Source organism: Nonomuraea sp. NPDC050643 (genome assembly GCF_040654715.1).
Classification (GTDB): Bacteria; Actinomycetota; Actinomycetes; order Streptosporangiales; family Streptosporangiaceae; genus Nonomuraea.
Map to the genome: position 1 here is coordinate 38,279 of NZ_JBFAIM010000066.1, position 16,135 is coordinate 54,413.

A 16,135-nucleotide genomic window follows, 5' to 3' on the forward strand; every position below is an offset into this window, starting at 1 on the left:
AAATCCGCGCTGGACCTAATGGGTCCGGGCACGTCAGGCTCGAAGCATGTTGAGAGGAATCCACGTACCGCTGATCACACCGTTCGACGCGTCGGGCGAGGTGGCTCTGGACGCGATCGAGAAGCTCGCCTACCAGGCGCTCGACCAGCGGGCGGCCGGGCTGGTCGCGCTGGGCACGACCGGTGAGGTGGCCGCGCTCGACCCCTCGGAGCGGGCGCGGATCATCGAGGTGTGCGCCCGGGTCTGCGCCGAGCGGCAGAAACTGCTGACGGTGGGGGTGACCGGGAACGACACGCGCTCCACCGCCCGCGCGCTCCGGGAGTTGCCCGAAGGGGTCGGGGCGGCGCTGGTGACGGTGCCGTACTTCCTGCGGCCCGGTGAGCGGGGGGTCGTCGCGCACTTCGAGGCGCTGGCCGAGGAGACGCCGGTGCCGCTGGTGGTCTACCACATCCCCTATCGCACCGGGCAGGCCGTCGGCGCCGCGACGCTGCGGCGGATCGGCGCGCATCCGATGATCGCCGGGGTGAAGTACTCCGCCGGCGGGATCGACCAGGACGCGGTGGACCTGCTCGGGGAACTCCCCGCGGGGTTCGAGGTGGTGGGCGGGGACGACCTGTTCATCTCGCCGCTCCTCGCCCTGGGCGCCGCGGGCGGGATCCTCGCCTCGGCCCACCTGGAGACCGGGAGCTTCGTCGACCTGGTCGACGCCTGGCACGCGGGCGACGCCGCGCGGGCCAGAACGCTCGGGCACCGGCTGGCCAGGCTCTCCGCCGCGCTGTTCGCCGCGCCCAACCCCACCGTGATCAAGGGCGTCCTGCACGCCCAGGGCCTGATCCCGACGCCCGACGTGCGGTTGCCGCTCGTGCCCGCCGACCCGGAGGCGGTGTCACAGGCTCGCCTGATAGCGGTACATCCAGGCCAGTGACTCCTGGCTCGCGCCTTTCCTGAGGAAGATCGGCAGCATCAGGTCGCGGAAGACCCGGGCGACCGGGCCCGCGGCCTTGCTGTTGCTGATGGTCCTGGAGTAGGCCACCACCCGCTCCACCCTGGGCCGCCGCTCGGCCTCGAAGCTCGCGAACGCCTCCTCGTGCCCCTTGCCGTCACGCAGGCACCTGGCCAGCACGATCGCGTCCTCGATGGCCATCGACGCGCCCTGGCCGGAGCTCGGGGAGGTCGCGTGCGCGGCGTCGCCGGTCAGCAGCACCCGGCCACGGTGCCACACGGGCACCGGTGGCAGGTCGTGGATCGGCAGGCCCGGTTCGACCTCGCTGCGGCGGATGAGCTCGGCCGAGAAGCCGGCGTCGCCCTCGAACGCCTGGATCAGCGCCGGCTTCCAGTCCGGGGGCACGTCGCCGAGCTTCCTGGGCAGGTTCGCGAACCACCAGGTCTGGCCCGACTCGGTCACCGTGTGGCCGAAGAACGCGCGCTTGCCGAAGACCATGTTGTACACGCCCGGTTCGCCGGTGAAGCCGGCGTCCTCAACGATGCCGCCGAAGCTGTAGAGGCCGCTGTAGCGCGGGGCGGGGGCCTGCGGGTCGAGGATGGAGCGGGTGCGCGAGTGCACGCCGTCGCAGGCGATCAGCAGGTCGCCGGTGGCCTGCGTGCCGTCCTCGAACCTGGCCGTCACGCCGCCGGGGCCCTCGTCGTACGAGACCAGGCGCTTGCCGTACGCGATCCGGATACCGCGTCGCTCCGCCTCGCTCCGGACCGTGCGGTAGAGGTCGGAGCGCAGGACCGTGTGGCTCACGGTGCCGTCGTCGAGTCGCAGGCCGTTGGCGACCTCGCCGAGCCGCTTGCCCGTGCCGCTCCACATGACCATCCTCGGTGTGGGGATGGCACTCTCCAGCACCTTCTTGTGGGCGCCGAGCGCGCTTAAGGCGGCCAGGCCGTTGGAGGCCACGTTCAGGAACGAGCCCACGCCATCGGCGCCCCGAGCGTACGCCTCGTGGATCTCCGCCTCGATGCCCACCTCGCGCAGGGCCATCGCGGTGGCGGGGCCGCCGATTCCACACCCTATGATCAAAACCTTCATGATGGTAACCTTTCGTTCGGTCGAACGAAATATATCCAGAGGTGAGGGAAATGTCGAGAGATATTTCGGATAGGCGAAATGATTTGCTGGAGGCGCTCGCGGTCGCGGGGCGCGAGAACAGCAACGCCGCCGTGATGTACCACAGCGCGATGGGCGAGCGGCTGGGCCTGGGCATGACCGAGGAGAAGACGCTCGACCTGCTGCAACGCCTCGGGCCGCTGACCGCCGGCGAGATCGGGCAGCATGCCGGGCTGGCGCCGGCCACGGTCAGCGGGCTGATCGACCGGCTGGAGGCCAAGTGGCTGGTCCGGCGCGTGCGCGACACCAAGGACCGCCGCCGGGTCATCGTCGAGATCAACTACGAGCAGCTCGCCGGGTTCGCGGAGCTGTTCGAGCCGTTCGTGGCGGCGCTGGCGCGGCTGTACGAGCGCTACACCGACGACGAGCTCGAAGTGATCCTCGACTTCCTCACCCGGTCCGCGGCCGTGCAGCGGGAGGCCACTCAGGCACTCGCCCCGGAATAAGGGATGGACAAGGAGCCGGGTTACGGGCTACTTTCTCCGTCGATATGGGAACTCTGTGATTCTCGCGCCGAGGCCGCGCACGCGTTGAGCTGATCGCTCCGCCTGCGCCGCCTCGTTCTGGTCGGATTCCGCGCCGAGAACAGGAGGTGGCCCCTTCATGCGTACCGTTGCCCAACTGGCACTTACCGAGATCACCAAGCGCTACGACACCCGCGTCGTCCTGGACCGCGTGTCCTTCACCGTCAGACCCGGCGAGAAGATCGGGGTGATCGGCGACAACGGGTCGGGCAAGTCCACGCTGCTCAGGCTCATGGCGGGCGTCGAGCGGCCGGACAACGGCGAGCTGACGGCGCTCGCGCCCGGCGGCATCGGCTACCTGCCGCAGTCGCTGGAGCTGCCACCGCACGCGACGGTGGCCGACGCGATCGACCTGGCCCTGGCCGAGCTGCGCGACCTCGAGGCCCGGATGCGGGCCGCCGAGAGCTCGCTCGAACCGGCGGGCCTGGACTCCTACGCCAGGCTGGTGGCGGAGTTCGAGACCAGAGGCGGTTACGCGGCCGACACGCGGGTGGACGCCGCGCTGTACGGGCTCGGGCTGCCGGGGCTGGACCGGGCGCGTCCCGTCGCCACGCTCTCCGGCGGCGAGCGCTCCCGGCTGGCCCTGGCCGCGACCCTGGCGGCGGAGCCTGAGCTGCTGCTGCTCGACGAGCCGACCAACGACCTCGACGACGAGGCCGTGGCCTGGCTCGAACGGCACCTGCGCGACCACCGCGGCACCGTCGTGGCGATCACGCACGACCGGGTGTTCCTGGAGCGGGTGACCTCGACCATCCTCGAGGTCGCCGAGGGCCGGGTCCGCCGGTACGGCGACGGATACGCCGGCTACCTCGTGGCCAAGGCCGCCGAGCGGGCGGCCATGGCGCGGGCGCACGAGGAGTGGAAGGAGGAGCTGGCCCGGCACTCCGGGCTGGTCTCCGCCAACGCCGCCCGACTGGCCGCCGTGCCCCGCAAGATGGTCAAGGCGGGGATGGGCACCGGGGCGTGGCGGGCGCGCTCACGTGCGCACGGCGCGGCCGGGCGCGTCAGGCAGTCGCAGCAGCGCATGCGCCGGCTCGGCGAGCACCCGGCGCCGCCGCCGCCCGAGCCGCTGCGCTTCACCGCCTCCATCAGGGCCGACGTCGCGGGTGGTGAGGTGGCCGCGCTCGACGGGGTCCGCGTGGAGGGGCGGCTGCGGCTGGACGCGCTCACCGTACGGGCCGGGGAGCGGCTGCTCGTCGCCGGTCCCAACGGCGCGGGCAAGACCACGCTCATGCGTGTCCTGGCCGGCGAGCTGCGGCCGGACCACGGCACGGTGCGTCGGGCAGGGCGGATCGGCTACCTCAGGCAGGACGAGCCGGCCGGGCCGCCGCACCGCACGGTGCTGCGGGCCTACGCCCACGGGCGTCCGGGCACCCTCGACGAGCACGCGGACGCGCTGCTGGCCCTGGGACTGTTCCGGCCGTCGGAGCTGGGGCTGCGGATGCCGGAGCTCTCGTACGGGCAGCGCCGCCGGGTCGAGCTGGCCCGCCTGGTCAGCGAGCCGGTGGACCTGCTGCTGCTCGACGAGCCGACGAACCACCTGTCGCCGATGCTGGTGGAGCAGGTGGAGGAGGCGCTGACCTCCTACGGGGGCGCGCTGGTGATCGTCACCCACGACCGGCGGCTGCGGGCCGCGTTCACCGGCTCCCACCTGGAACTGGGCGTCAGCGCAACGGAGTGACGCTCGCCCAGCCCGCCACCAGCACGGCGAGCAGGATGGCCGGGGGTTCGGGCGCGTTTCAACCGCCGGACTCCTTGATGGCCGAGCCGACCTCGCCCACCCGGTCGGCGAGCAGGCCGATGGCGCCGACCGCTCGGGTCATCGGGTCGTCGTCCGCGCCCCCGAGCGCCTTGGCCTTGAGGTAGGCCGCCTTGACCGCCGTCCAGCGCTCGGCCTGGGCGGGGGTCAGGCGGCCGCGCAGCTCGGCCAGCTTGAGCAGGTTGGCCTCGGCGTCCGTGGTCAGCGTCTGCGCCTCGCCCGCGTAGTGGTCGTCGATCATCGCCTCCAGCTCGTCCTCGTTCATGGCGGGGACGATGCGTTCGGCCAGCTTGTTCATGTTCCGGTACGAGCCCTGCAGCCGGTACGGGGGCTCGGTCCTGGCCGCGTCGGACTGGGCGGCCGAGGCGATGTACGCCCGGTTGTTGGCCAGGACGACCTCCTGGACGCGTACCAGCTTGGCCAGGACGCTGAGGATCTGGTCCAGCTCCGGCTTGGTGTAGGGGTGCCTGAGCTGGTCCGCCCGGACCGTCGGGTCGCCCTTGGCCAGGCGTACCAGCAGCTCCACGTCCGCCCGGTCGCGGCCGGACAGGGGCGCGAGGACGGGGTTGGAGGTCAGGGCGTTGTCCACATAGCTCAGCGCGAACAGCTCGTCCCTGCCCGACAGCACGTCGCCCAGGTTCCACACGTCGGCCCGGTTGGCCAGCATGTCGGGGATGCGGAAACGCTGCCCCGACTCCGTGTACGGGTTGCCCGCCATGCACACCGCGAACCGCTTGCCCCGCAGGTCGTAGGTCCTGGTCCGGCCGTTCCACACGCCCTCGATGCGCCGCTGGGCGTCGCAGAGCGAGATGAACTTCTGCAGCAGCTCCGGCGAGGTGTGCTGGATGTCGTCCAGGTAGAGCAGGGTGTTGTTGCCCGTCTCCAGCGCGAACGAGATCTTCTCCACCTCCTGCCTGGCCGTCGCGTCGGGCGCGTCCGCCGGGTCCAGCGAGGTCACCTCGTGGCCCAGGGCCGGGCCGTTGACCTTGACGAAGACCAGGCCGAGGCGGCTGGCGACGTACTCCATCAGGGTCGTCTTGCCGTAGCCGGGCGGGGAGACGAGCAGCAGGAGGCCCATCTGGTCGGTCCGCTTGCCCGCGCCCGCCGCGCCGAGCTGTTTGGCCAGGTTGTCGCCGATCAGCGGCAGGTAGACCTCGTCGAGCAGGCGGTTGCGGACGAAGGCGCTCATGACCTTCGGCTTGTACTCCTCCAGGCGCAGCCGGCGGCGCTCGGTCTCGACCAGCTCGGTCCTGCGGCGCTGGTAGGCCCGGTAGGCCGGGACCCGCTCCTGGGCGAAGCGGCGGGTCCTGGTGAGGATCTCGTCCAGGCGGACGTCGAGCGTGCGGTCCTGGACGCGGGGGTGGGTGCCGAGCAGGCCGTGCACGGTCTCGGTGGTGGCGGCGCTGGAGTCGTGGCGGGGCAGGTCGCACACCTGTACGGCGACGGCCTCGGCCACCTCCGGGCCCTGGCGGAAGGCGGAGATCCAGGCGTGGGCGAGCTGGAGGCGCTCGGACAGGGGGACGGCTTTGAGGTCGTCCTCGAACTCGCGCGCCTTGGCGGGGCCGAGCGTGTGCCGGAACCCGTCGAGCAGGTCGCGCGCGGCCTTGCCGGTGACGAACCCGGCCGGCGTGGTGCCGAGCTCCTCGACCAGGTACTCGCCCGCGAGCAGCGCCCCGGCCACCACTCCCGCCGCACCGTCGGCGGCGGGGCCGGCCGCACTCGTACGGAGGTCCGCCAGGAACGCCGCGATCAGCCCGCCCAATTCGTCGGCCAGCGACCCCAGGGCCGGCGTGATGCCGAAGACCGTCCGGGCCCGCACCAGCGACACGGCCCTGGTGGTGAATGTTTTACGTGAAACCTCGTCCACCCCGAAGGCCCAGAAGAGCTGCGCCGCCGCCCGCGCCTCGGCCGGGTAGCGCAGCAGCCCCGCCCCCTCCCGCAACCGCACCAGCGTGTCGAGGATCGCCGTGGCGTCGTGGTCGTGGACCCCGCGCTCGTAGCCTTCGTCGTAGCGCGACTCCGCCGCCCGCCGGACCAGGTCCGCCAGGGGCGCGCCGGGCGTGGCCGAGTCGAGGAGGGAGGCGGCCAGGTGCTCGGCGCGGTAGACCTCCGGGGTCTCCGAGACCACGAGCTGGTTCCAGAAGGCCCGGGTGTCAGCGAAGGAGCCGGGGACGGGGGCGCGGTAGTCGGTGCCGGTGATCGCGAAGTACATCGAGACACGCTCATGGCCGGCGCCGTTGTCTCGTGCCTCGCCCTCTCCTCCGGAGTTCCGTTCCATGTGGGGCACCAGCGTCAGGTCGATCGGCTGGGTGTTGACGGCGAAGTGGTGGCGGCCCAGGCGCAGGGTCTCGCCGCCGTCCGAGAACAGGTCCAGGCGGTCGCGCAGCGCCCGGCCGGCCTCCTGCTGGGCCGACTTGACGCGTCCGTCCAGCTCCTCCGCGCGTACGGCGTCCCCGAGCGCCCGCAGCTCCCCGGCCGCCGAGCGCACCTTGGCCACCATGGGGTCCGTCGCGAAATACGTGTTGACCTCGTCCGGCGACTCCAGCGCCCCGAGGCGGCGGGTGATGCCGCCGAGGACGCGCTCCGCCGAGGCGAACACGCGGTCCGCGCGCCTGGCCAGGTCGTCGAGCTGGGTCTGCTTACGGGCCGAGAACGCCTCGTAGACGTCGTCCCGCTTGGCCGCGAGCTGCGTCGCGAAGTCGTCGAACTCGCCGAAGCGGGTCTCCAGGTTCTCGAGCTGGAGCAGCAGCCGGCCGAGCTGGTCGTCGCACTTGTCCGGTGTGTCCGCCATGGCCAGCGCGCCCGTGATGGCCTGGCCCAGCAGCGCGAACTCGGCCGCGAACGCGGCCCGGCCCTCCGTGCCGAGCAGCTCGCGGCGGCGGCCGTCCAGCACGGCCCTGGCCCGGTTCACGCCGGCGAGCACCTCGGCGATCCGGCCCAGGATGGAGGTGCGTACGGTGGCGTCGGCGATGTCCAGCGACCCCACGACCTCCGTGACCACCTCCAGCCCTTCCGCCTGCTCCGCCAGCCGGTCGGCCACTGGCGCGGCCTCGGCCACGGTCGCGATCGAGCCCGCGTCGGCGGCCAGGCGCTCGACGGCCGCGTGGTAGGCGGTGAACGCGTCCTGCCCGGACAGGAACGCCACGGCCCGCCTGCCCGCCGAGCCCAGCTCCTCGGCCACCGAGGCGGACAGCCCGTCCAGGGCCGCGAGGTCGATGTGGCGGACCTCGCGCAGCGTCACCAGGTGCCCCTGGGCGCGGCGCAGCGTGGCCAGCAGGGTGACCCAGGCGTCGGCGGTGGCCGGGCTGTCGGCGCGCGCCTCGCGTACCAGGTGGGTGGTCTGCTCGGTGGCCTCGGTGAGGGTCCCGGCCGCCTGGCGGGTGAGCTCCTCGACGTTCTCGTACTCGTCGAGGACCTGCTCGGCGGTGGCGCGCACGTCGGCGAGCGGGCCGCGCAGGCCGTGCTCGCCGAGCCAGTGGTAGGCGTCGAACGCGCGCGTGCAGGCGGCGATCAGGCCCTCGAAGGTGCCGGCCGACGGCGCCATCTCCTCGACCATGCGCGCCACGGACAGGCAGTCGGAGACGCCGCGGACGAGTTCGGCGTTGCCGATGCGCTCCAGCGGGCCCGTGCCGGCCGGTTGCGCGGCGGCGTAGGTGTCCGACACGTACGGCGTCTGCCACACCTGCATCGGGTGGACCCGGGTCGGCTCCTCGGAGGTGGCGCGGAAGACCACCATCGTGCCGTCGTCGAACAGTGAGTACCCGTGGCAGACGATGGGGTTGGCCACCTCCTTCCTGATCACGTTGTACGGCAGCAGCAGCGACCGCCCGTCACCCCTGGCGTGGAAGACGTACAGGACGTCCTCGCCGTTGGGGGAGCGCACCACCCGCTCGAACTCCAGGTCGGTCACGTCCGTGTCGAACGTCTTGCTGACCCCGGTCGCGAGGTAGTAGCCGCCGGGGAAGATCAGCCCCTGGTCCTCGGGCAGGCGCCGGCACGACTGACCGATCCCGTCGAGCCGCACGACGGCCTTGGTCCGGACGTTGAAGACCAAATGCCGCCGGTCCGTCTCCTTGTACGGCCTGATCCGCATCAGGATGAGCGGCCCCACCCGCGCGTACTCGACGTCGGCGTCCGCCAGGCTCTGCAGCGGCTCGGCCACCGGCTCGGCGTAGACGCCGGCTCCGGTCTCCGTGTTGTCCTCGATCTTGATGGTGAGGTCGCCGCCGACGGTCTCGACGAACACCTCGCCGCCGATGGAGATGTGCGGGTGCCGGCCGAGCACGTGGTCGTCGCGGGTGGTGGGCGTCCACTCGAAGTCGTGGGACGGGGGGAAGACGTGGTCCCGCTCCCCCCTGTTGTCCTGATATTTCGGGACACCGCCGTTGCTGACCGCCCACCGCAGCACCCGCGTGTCCGCCGGCCCCGTCTGGAACACGGCCAGCAGCCTGCCCTCGATCCGCCGCAACTGCTGGAGCCTGGTCTCCTTGTAGTAGCGGTAGAGCTCGGCGAAGTCCTTCCTGAACGCCGGGTCGTCCAGCGCCGCCAGCTTGTCGGCGTCGAACCGGAAGGCGTCGCCGTCGCGGGAGAAGCGGTGCACCGCGAACACGTCGGCCACGGTCGTCTCCGGCTTGAGCCCGATGAAGACGTTGTAGCCGAACAGCATCACGTCACCCAGGGAGACGATGTCCCTGGGGACGCAGTTGTTCTCGGTGCGGATCCGCTCGGTCCCCAGCAGGCGCAGCTCGGCCCCGCCGAAGACGCGCAGCCGCTCCTGGTTGACCGCCTCGGCCGCCGCCGCGAGGGCCTTGGCCTGGGTGTGGAGCCGGCTCCTGAGGACCTCGTACGTCCCGGCCTCCAGCTCCGTCGCGGTGGTGCTCACTTCGCCCCGGCCAGCGCCGCCACCGGCGAGTCGGCCACGCCGAGCCGCCGGGCGGTCTCGAGCAGCTCGCCGAGCGCCGACGACTGCGGGCCGCCGTCCTGGATGAGGCGCATGAGGAGGGCGGACACGGTCAGGTTCTTGAGGTCCTCGGTGCTCACGCCGCCGACCACGCTCGCGAGGTCGGCCGCCAGGCTGGCGTTGCCGTTGACGTACGGCGCCACGATCGCCCCGGCGACCTGCGAGTGGCCCACGAACCCGTCCACGACCTTGCCCGCGGTGATCGAGCCGACGACCTTGTCGAAGAACATCGTGTCGCCGCCGACGATGTCGATGTTGGCCTTGGCCAGGCCGGCGGCCAGCACGCTCGCCTGCGACTCGGCGACCTGACGCGACACGTCGATGTGCCTGAGCCGGATCTCCTTGTCGGCCTCCAGCCGCAGGCGGTACTCCTCGTGCGTCCTGCCGGCCTCGTCCAGCGCCGCCAGCGCAGCCGCCTTCTGCGTGAGGCCCTCGGCCTCGGCCTTCAGCTTCTCGCCCACCGCGGTGGCGCCGGCCAGAGCCATCGCCTGCTCGCCCGCGGCCCTGGCCTTGAGCCGGTCGCCCTCGACCAGCGCCATGGCCCTGGCGCCGTCGGCCTCGGCGGCCAGCTTCTCCTTCAGCACCAGCGCCTCCGCGCGGCCGACCTTCTCGATGGCGTCGGCGTCGCGCTCCTTGACCTGGATCTGCGCCAGCCCGCCCGCGGCCGACTCGGCCTGGACGCCTTCGGCCAGCCGGATCTTGGCCCTGGCGTCCAGCTCGGCGGCCTGCTGCCGGGCCTCGGCGAGCACGAGCTCCTCGCGGGCCCGGAACTTGGAGGCGGCCTCCGCGGCCTCGGCCGCCTTGATGCCCTTGACCAGGTTCTCCTGGGCCTCGGCCTCGGCGGCGATGATCACCTGCTGGCGGGTGCGCTCGGCCTCCTCGACCACGCGCAGCCGCTTGATGGACTCCTCCTGCTCGGCCACGGTCTTGTCGACCGCGATGCGCTCGCGGATCACCTCGGCGATCGCCCGCTTCTCGGTCTCGACCTCTTTGTCCTTGGCGATGCGCGACAGCTCGGTCTCCCGCTCGCGGGCGATGACCTCCAGCAGGCGGTCCTTCTCGATGCGCTCGGACTCGATGGCGATCACGCGCTCGCGGTTCTTCTCGGCCACCGCGATCTCGCGGGCGCGGTTCTCGTTCTGCACGCCGATCTGCTCGTCGGTCCTGATGTGCGCGCCCTGGGCGCGCAGCCGCTCCTCGGCCTGGACGCGGGCGATCTCCGCCTCCTCGCGGGCCTTGACGGTCTCGATCTCCCGCCGCTGCTTCAGCTCGGCGTCGGTCTGGCGGCGCTGCAACTCCAGGATGGCCTCGCGGGCGTCCACGTTCTGGCGGGTGATCTCCTTCTCCTCGTTGCGCTGGAACTCGTTCGTGCGCACGTGCTCGATGGCCGTCAGCTCGGTGATCTTGCGGATGCCCTGAGCGTCGAGGATGTTGCTCTTGTCGAGCTGGGACAGGGCGGTCTGCTCCAGGTAGTCGATGGCGGCGTCCTCGAGGCTGTAGCCGTTGAGGTCGGTGCCGATGATCCGGACGATCTCGTCGCGGAACTCGTCCCGCTTGGTGTAGAGGTCGACGAAGTCGAGGTGCTTGCCGGCCGTCTTCAGCGCCTCGGAGAACTTGGCGCTGAACAGCTCCTGCAGCGTCGTCTCGTCGCTGGCCCTGGCGGTGCCGATGGCCTGGGCGACCTTGATGACGTCCTCGGCGGTCTTGTTCACCCGGACGAAGAACGTGATCTTGATGTCGGCCCTGATGTTGTCCCGGCAGATGAGGCCGTCACGACCGGTCCGCTCGATCTCGATGGTCTTGACCGAGATGTCCATGATCTCGGCCTTGTGGACGACGGGCAGGACCACCGCGCCGGTGAACGTCACGTCGACCCTGTTGACCTTCGACACGATGAGCGCCTTGCCCTGTTCGACCTTGCGGAAAAGGCGGCCGATGACAACGAGCAGGCCAATCACGATGACCAGGATGACGGCGAGGAAAACGCCGAAGCCAGTGGAGATGACGTCCATCAGTGCTCACTTTCGTACGGCATGACCCAGAAGAATTCGCCGTCTTTGTCGTATTCGAAGATGAGTGCGTTGTCGCCGCGGGCGAGGCGGTCCTGTCCGGTCGTGCGCACCTGCACGACCGCGGACGAGCCGTCGGCGGCGGTGACCTCGGCCTGGCCGAAGTCGGACGTGGCGGCGCCGGTGCGGATCACGCACATCTGGCCGACGAAGTCGGCGCGCGAGTGCCGGTCCCCTTGCGGGAACAGCCTGCGCAGCCGAACCCGCAGGCCACGGACGGCGAGCCAGGCCAGGACCGGCGCGGCGAAGGGGACGGCGATCAGCGCGCCACGGCCCGCCACCTGGCTGCCGATCAGGCAGAGCAGCCAGGCCAGCGCGATCAGCAGCGAGATCGCGATCCCGGCGGGGACTCCCCCGAGTCCCAGCCACGCGGCGTCGTCCTCCAGCTCGAACAGGCCGGTGATGACGACCAGCCAATAAGCGGCGACCACGACGAGAAGAAAGGTGAAAACAACAGTCGGAAAACTTAATGCGGTGTGTAAGAACTCGCCCATCCCGCCCCAGTGTGCCCCGTCCCCCTGTGGTGTCCTGTCGGACTATATCTAGATAAAGGATGGGTAAAGGGAAAAGTTCCCGATTCGGTATCCGACTTGACCTCAAGTGCGCTTGAGGTAGCAGGCTCGGGTTCATGACGGAAGTGATGAGGGCCGCGGCGTTCACCGAGCCGGGCGGGCCAGAGGTGCTGAAGGTGATGGAAGTGCCCGTGCCGCAGGCGGGCCCAGGACAGGTACGGGTCCGCGTACGGGCCGCCGGTGTGCAGCCGTTCGACGCCGCCGTACGGGAGGGGTGGCTGCCGGCCTACCTCGAGGATCCCGGTTTCCCGCGGATCCCGGGCAACGAGTTCGCGGGCGTGGTGGACCAGGTGGGCGACGGGGTGACCGGAGTGGCCGCAGGGGACGAGGTGCTCGGGTTCTCGGCGTTGTTCGCCTACGCCGAGTGCATCGTGGTGCCGGGCACCTCCGTCACCGCCAAGCCCGCGGGCGTGCCGTGGGAGGTGGCCGGCGGGCTGACCTCGGGCGTGCAGACGGCCGAGCTGGCCATCGACCGGGTGGGCCTGGCCGACGGCGAGACGCTGCTCGTGCACGGCGCGGCCGGCTCGGTGGGCACGGCGGCCGTGCAGATCGCCAGGAGGCGCGGGGCCACCGTGATCGGCACCGCCCGCGAGGTCAACCACGACCACCTGCGCGAGCTGGGGGCCGTCCCGGTCGTGTACGGGGAGGGGCTGGCCGACCGGGTGCGCGCGCTGGCGCCGGGCGGGATCGACGCGGCGCTGGACGGGGCCGGCGGGCACGCGCTGGAAGTCTCGATCGAGCTGGTCAAGGAGCGCGGGCGCATCGTGACGCTGGTCGAGCATGTCAAGGCGGCGGCGCTGGGCGTGCGACTGGTCCAGGGGGAGCGCACGGCGGAGCGGCTCGGGCGTTACGCCACCCTGTACGCCGAGGGGGCCTTCGCCTTCCCGGTGCGCAGGACGTACCGGCTGGAGGAGGCCGCGGACGCGCACCGGGAGATCGAGTCCGGCCACGGCCAGGGCAAGGTCGTCATCACCATCTGACCCGCAGGGCCGACGCGATGGCGAGCTGGATCTCGCTGAGCTCGTCATCGCCGGCCCGCACGTCCCACAGGCAGTTCTGCAGCACCCGGCCGAACGTCCAGCCGGCCGCCCGCTGCCGGTCGAGGCCGAGACCGTCGACCATCAGGTCGAAGCGCCGCAGCACGTCGCCGGCGCCGGAGACCTCCTCCCAGCGGTTCCACAGCGCGGGCATCAGCTCGAACCCCGGGTCGCCGGCCAGCGGCTTGGGGTCGATGGCCAGCCACGGCTCCCGGTCGGCGGCCAGCACGTTCTCGTAGTGCAGATCCCAGTGCAGCAGCCGGTCGCCCGGCTCCGAGACGAGCTCGGCGACCGCCGAGGCGCACCACCGCAGCCAGTAGCGGTCCTCCTCGCGCGCCAGCCTGCCGAGCGCGTCGTCCACCTCGCCCAGCATGTCCCGCGCGATGTCGCCCAGTTGACGGAGGCCCTCGGGCGCGGGGTGGGTCACCAGCCGGCGCAGCAGGCCGGTCAGGACGTCGAGGGCCCGCATGACGTCGGGCACGTCGGCCAGGGACCGGTCGTCGAGCCGTTCGAGCAGCATGGTGCCGGTCTCGGGGTCGGCGTCGCGCAGCAGCACGGAGCCCTCGCCCGCCCAGGCGCGCAGCGCCACGGACTCGTCGGCGGTCTCCTCGCCCACGGGCTGGAGCTTGAGCACCGCCTCGGTGCCGTCGGCGCGGACGACGGGGAGCACGAGGGCGACCGCCCCGTGCCGTGTCCCGCCGTCCAGCCGCAGGTCCCACTCGTCGAGAAAGCGCTCGGCCAGCGCCGGCAGACCGGCGGCCCAGGCGCGCCCGGCCTCCCCGTCGTAGTGGATGTGCGACGCGGTCAGCGCTTCCGGCACCTTGATCCCCATGGCCCTCAGTCTGCCAAGGGTGGCAGGTCTAGGGCTTCCCCTTATCCGCACCCTGGGGCGCCCGCGAAAGGGCCGTGCCTACGCTGACAGCCCCATGGACGGAGGGGATGGCCATGACGACGATCGTGTTCATCCACGGGCGGGGCCAGGAGGGCAAGGACCCCGGAGAACTGCTGAAGGAATGGCGCGCCGCGCTCTGCGCCGGGCTCGGGGTCGCGGGGCTGACCACGGCGGCGGTGCTGCCGTACTACGGCAACGTCCTGCACCGGGTCACCGCCGAGGCCGCCAGGCGCGCCGACGTGCTGGAGCACCTGCCCGCCGACGGCGCCGAGGAGATGCCCTTCCACCCCTTCCTGCCCGAAGAGGTCGGGGAGCTGGAACGCGACCTGCTCGCGGACCTGGCCGGGAGCGCGGGCGCCCCGCTCGCCGTGGCCATGGGCATCAGCGACGCCCTGTCGTGGACGCTGGCCCGCCGCATGCTCACCTGGCTCTCCAGGCGCACGAGCGTCGACAAGGAGATCATCAAGGTCTTCCTCCAGGACGTCGCCGTGTATCTCTCGCACGGCAGGCAGCCGGTGCTGAACGAGGTACGCCGCGCCCTGCCCACCGCGGGCGACCTCGTCCTGGTCTCGCACAGCCTGGGGACGGTGGTGGCCAGGGACCTGCTCGTGGACGACGCCCTGCGGCGCCGGGTCGTGCTCTGGGTGACGGCCGGCTCGCCGCTCGGGCTGCCCACGATCCAGCGCAACCTGCTGGCCAAGGGCATGAAGCATCCGGGCGTCGAGTGGCTGACCACGTACGACGTCAACGACGTGGTCGCGCTCGGCCACCCGCTGGAGCCAGCGTGGGGCACGCCGCTGCGGCAGGTCGAGGTCCAGAACCACGACACGCCGCACGCCATCGACAGCTATCTGGGCCACCGCACGGTCGCCGGCCCCATCGGCGGCGCCTGCCGCTGACCCGCCCGGAGCCCGGTCAGTAGTGCCAGGGGAAGGGCGACCAGTCGGGCTCGCGCTTCTCCAGGAACGAGTCGCGCCCTTCGGCCGCCTCGTCCGTCATGTACGCCAGCCGCGTCGCCTCCCCGGCGAACACCTGCTGACCGACCAGCCCGTCGTCGAGCGCGTTGAAGGCGAACTTCAGCATCCGCTGCGCCGTCGGCGACTTGCCGTTGACCTTGCGGGCCCACTCCAGCGCGGTCGTCTCCAGCTCCTCGTGCGGCACCACGGCGTTGACCATGCCCATGCGGTGGGCGTCGGCCGCGGTGTAGGTGTCGCCGAGGAAGAAGATCTCGCGCGCGAACTTCTGCCCGACCTGCCGTGCCAGATAGGCCGACCCGAACCCGCCGTCGAAGCTGGCCACGTCGGCGTCGGTCTGCTTGAACCGGGCGTGCTCCGCGCTGGCCAGCGTCAGGTCGGCCACCACGTGCAGGCTGTGCCCGCCGCCCGCGGCCCAGCCGGGGACCACGCAGATCACGATCTTGGGCATGAACCGGATCAGGCGCTGCACCTCGAGGATGTGCAGGCGGCCGGTGGCGGCGGTGCCGTCGGCGTACTGGTAGCCGTCCTTGCCCCTGATGCGCTGGTCGCCGCCCGAGCAGAAGGCCCAGCCGCCGTCCTTGGGCGACGGCCCGTTGCCGGTCAGCAGCACGCAGCCGACGTCGGTGCTCTGCCGGGCGTGGTCGAGCGCGCGGTAGAGCTCGTCGACGGTCTGCGGGCGGAAGGCGTTGCGCACTTCCGGGCGGTTGAACGCGATGCGCACGGTGCCCTGATCGACCGCGCGGTGGTAGGTGATGTCGGTGAAGTCGAATCCTTCGACCGACTGCCACGCCTTGGGATCGAACAGCTCGGAGACCATGGGCGAGAGCCTAACGGATGTGTCGTTCAGCGCTTTCTAGGTGACCTCCGCTCGCAGCTCGGCGAGTAGTTCTCCCTGGTCAGCGAGCATGTCGGTCAGTATGCGCCGGGCGGCGCCCAGCAGATCGGCCAGCTCGGGTGTGGCCAGTGTGTAGACCACGGTGCTGCCCTCGCGGATCGCGCTGACGATCCCCGCCCTGCGAAGGACGGCCAGTTGCTGGGACAGGCTCGAGGCCTCGATGTCGATCTGGGCCAGTAGATCCCTGACGGGCAGCGGCCCTTCCTGGAGTAGCTCCAACACTCGGATGCGAGCGGGGTGGCCGAGAGTTCGGAAGAAGTCGGCCTTGGCCTGGTAGACCTCCACGTGCATATTGCCAGACTAATCCAGCGCAGTTGCATAATTCTTCAAGTCGTAACGT

Annotated in this window: 12 protein-coding genes; 5 read left to right on the plus strand and 7 right to left on the minus strand. The window is 71.4% G+C overall.

Annotated features, from left to right (window positions below; genetic code table 11):
• The first annotated feature begins 46 nt into the window (after positions 1–46).
• Positions 47–925 carry a 4-hydroxy-tetrahydrodipicolinate synthase gene (locus AB0I15_RS52205; RefSeq protein WP_358114334.1) on the plus strand — a complete coding sequence of 293 codons (879 nt, stop codon included), beginning with the start codon at positions 47–49 and terminating at the stop codon, positions 923–925.
• Here the strand turns inward: AB0I15_RS52205 and AB0I15_RS52210 are convergent.
• On the minus strand, positions 887–2,032 hold the full coding sequence (locus tag AB0I15_RS52210) for an FAD-dependent monooxygenase (RefSeq protein WP_358114337.1): 1,146 nt from the start codon (positions 2,030–2,032) through the stop codon (positions 887–889). The two genes, AB0I15_RS52205 and AB0I15_RS52210, sit on opposite strands and share 39 nt — an antisense overlap.
• 83 nt (positions 2,033–2,115) lie before the next feature.
• On the opposite strand from AB0I15_RS52210, the gene AB0I15_RS52215 reads away from it, so the two are divergent.
• Positions 2,116–2,556, plus strand: coding sequence for a MarR family transcriptional regulator (locus AB0I15_RS52215; protein ID WP_358114340.1), 441 nt, complete (start codon positions 2,116–2,118; stop codon positions 2,554–2,556).
• 157 nt (positions 2,557–2,713) lie between these two features.
• Positions 2,714–4,315, plus strand: a complete 1,602-nt coding sequence (gene abc-f, locus AB0I15_RS52220; protein ID WP_358114343.1) for a ribosomal protection-like ABC-F family protein — start codon at positions 2,714–2,716, stop codon at positions 4,313–4,315.
• Between the two features lie 58 nt (positions 4,316–4,373).
• Here abc-f and AB0I15_RS52225 read toward each other — a convergent pair whose 3' ends face one another.
• Genes AB0I15_RS52225 through AB0I15_RS52235 form a run of 3 tightly spaced genes read right to left on the minus strand, consistent with a single transcriptional unit; the run spans position 4,374 to position 11,916 of the window.
• Positions 4,374–9,275, minus strand: coding sequence for a DNA repair ATPase (locus AB0I15_RS52225; RefSeq protein WP_358114346.1), 4,902 nt, complete (start codon positions 9,273–9,275; stop codon positions 4,374–4,376).
• Complete coding sequence (locus tag AB0I15_RS52230; RefSeq protein ID WP_358114349.1) at positions 9,272–11,365, minus strand: flotillin family protein; 2,094 nt, start codon at positions 11,363–11,365, stop codon at positions 9,272–9,274. The genes AB0I15_RS52225 and AB0I15_RS52230 overlap by 4 nt, the downstream gene beginning before the upstream one ends.
• On the minus strand, positions 11,365–11,916 hold the full coding sequence (locus AB0I15_RS52235) for a hypothetical protein (protein ID WP_358114352.1): 552 nt from the start codon (positions 11,914–11,916) through the stop codon (positions 11,365–11,367). Before AB0I15_RS52235 ends, AB0I15_RS52230 begins: the two co-directional genes overlap by 1 nt.
• 134 nt (positions 11,917–12,050) lie before the next feature.
• Between AB0I15_RS52235 and AB0I15_RS52240 the strand changes: the two genes are divergently transcribed.
• Positions 12,051–12,974: an NADP-dependent oxidoreductase gene (locus AB0I15_RS52240; protein ID WP_358114355.1), complete on the plus strand. Its 924-nt coding sequence runs from the start codon at positions 12,051–12,053 to the stop codon at positions 12,972–12,974.
• On the opposite strand, the gene AB0I15_RS52245 is transcribed toward AB0I15_RS52240, so the two are convergent.
• Complete coding sequence (locus AB0I15_RS52245; RefSeq protein ID WP_358114358.1) at positions 12,964–13,863, minus strand: aminoglycoside phosphotransferase family protein; 900 nt, start codon at positions 13,861–13,863, stop codon at positions 12,964–12,966. The genes AB0I15_RS52240 and AB0I15_RS52245 overlap by 11 nt on opposite strands.
• A gap of 113 nt (positions 13,864–13,976) precedes the next feature.
• Here AB0I15_RS52245 and AB0I15_RS52250 point away from each other — a divergent pair, with 113 nt between their 5' ends.
• On the plus strand, positions 13,977–14,822 hold the full coding sequence (locus AB0I15_RS52250; RefSeq protein ID WP_358114361.1) for a hypothetical protein: 846 nt from the start codon (positions 13,977–13,979) through the stop codon (positions 14,820–14,822).
• 16 nt (positions 14,823–14,838) lie between these two features.
• On the opposite strand, the gene AB0I15_RS52255 is transcribed toward AB0I15_RS52250, so the two are convergent.
• Together AB0I15_RS52255 and AB0I15_RS52260 are read right to left on the minus strand one after the other, a co-directional pair.
• Positions 14,839–15,717, minus strand: coding sequence for a 1,4-dihydroxy-2-naphthoyl-CoA synthase (locus AB0I15_RS52255; RefSeq protein ID WP_358114364.1), 879 nt, complete (start codon positions 15,715–15,717; stop codon positions 14,839–14,841).
• Between the two features lie 36 nt (positions 15,718–15,753).
• Positions 15,754–16,086 (minus strand): metalloregulator ArsR/SmtB family transcription factor, encoded by a 333-nt coding sequence (locus AB0I15_RS52260; RefSeq protein WP_043615149.1) that lies wholly within the window; start codon positions 16,084–16,086, stop codon positions 15,754–15,756.
• Between the last annotated feature and the right edge of the window lie 49 nt (positions 16,087–16,135).